Genomic DNA, 1,313 nt, shown 5'->3' with positions numbered 1-1,313 from the left:
TTTGATCTCCTTCGATGAGGCCACCCTGTCGCTGTTTCTGGTCTCCACCCGCGCCTCCACCTTGCCGACCGAGATTTACCGTTATCTTGAATACGCCACTGACCCACAGATAGCCGCGCTGTCGGTTATTTTGATCCTGATATCCCTTGCGGTGGTGGTGGTGTTGGAGCGGCTGATCGGGCTACGCAAGGCGTTGTAAGGTGCCGGGAATGTCCCGGCATAGTGGCAGGGTTAGCGGCGCTGGGGATGACCGAGGGTGTGCATCAGGCGGTTGGCCCAGCCAAAGATCGCGGCGGAATGCATCAGATCGATAATGTCACCGTCGTTAAATCCCTGCTGGCGCAAGGCGGTGACATGATGAGGTTCAACCGCCACAGGGGTCTGTGACAGGGCACGGCAAAAATCGACCAGCGCCTGGGTTTTTTCATCGAAAGGCGCATCCAACCCGCGCGTGTATATCGCACTGATCACATCGTTACGCGCCGACAGCGCTTCATACCGCCGCGCGTGAACCGAAGCACAATAGGCGCAGCCGTTAACCGCAGAAGCCACCAGCGCACCCAGCTCTCGTTCGGCGCGACCTAATCCTCCCTCGCTGTACATAATGGCGTTAAACAGCGTGGTGCGGGCAGATAGGGCTGCCAGGTCAGGGGCAGCACGCGGACCTTTACCGCAGGTATCGTGGTTTTCCCAGGCTTCATTGTCCCTCACCCAGCGCTGACAACCCAGCCACAATGCGCGATTCAAAATTGATAAAGGCGATCAGTTCGGATAGCGCAATGATTTGCGGCGTTGTCCACCCCGCCTGTTGTAAACGCCCAAGATCCTGCTGCGTGCTCATCGCGGGACTATTCGTGACGTTGTCACAATGATAAACCAACGCCTGAAAGGCTGCATCGTCGCCCTTGCCGTTTGCGCCCAGCCCCTGATGCGATTGCGAGGGCGGCAAATCATCCGCAAGCCGTTGGTAAAAGGCCACCTGCGCTGACACACCCAATGCGAGCGCCATACGTAAAGCGAGCACCACACGCAGCGCGGCCGATAATCCTTGATCGTCTTGCGGCGTCAACACGCTGCAACGACAGGCCTCCACGCCAGAAACATATTCCGGGCGTAACCGACGTAGCCTATCGCGCGGTGAGCCGGCATCAATGCCTGCCATCTGATTGATCAGGTCGTTTCCCGCTTCCTGCAAGGTGATATTACTGTGCATCAGCATCGTACCACTCATCTCCCAGCAACTCGGGCGTATCAAACGCGGTTAACGCGTCGTAGTGTTGCGTGCAATCCTCGACAAACAGGTGGCGCGCGAT

At 57.9% G+C, this 1,313-nt stretch carries 2 protein-coding genes and 1 pseudogene; 1 reads left to right on the top strand and 2 read right to left on the bottom strand.

Features of this window, described 5'->3' with window-relative positions:
* A pseudogene (locus J5224_RS28125) lies at nt 1-199 on the top strand (ABC transporter permease); the annotation flags it as partial.
* A 32-nt stretch (nt 200-231) separates the two neighbouring features.
* Here J5224_RS28125 and J5224_RS28120 read toward each other — a convergent pair.
* Nucleotides 232-711: a peroxidase-related enzyme gene (locus tag J5224_RS28120; RefSeq protein ID WP_264628405.1), complete on the bottom strand. Its 480-nt coding sequence runs from the start codon at nt 709-711 to the stop codon at nt 232-234.
* Complete coding sequence (locus tag J5224_RS28115; RefSeq protein ID WP_264628404.1) at nt 698-1,219, bottom strand: CMD domain-containing protein; 522 nt, start codon at nt 1,217-1,219, stop codon at nt 698-700. Before J5224_RS28115 ends, J5224_RS28120 begins: the two co-directional genes overlap by 14 nt.
* Nucleotides 1,220-1,313 lie beyond the last annotated feature (94 nt).

It is taken from the genome of Candidatus Symbiopectobacterium sp. NZEC135 (assembly GCF_025962695.1).
This window is presented reverse-complemented; position numbering and strand designations above follow the sequence as displayed.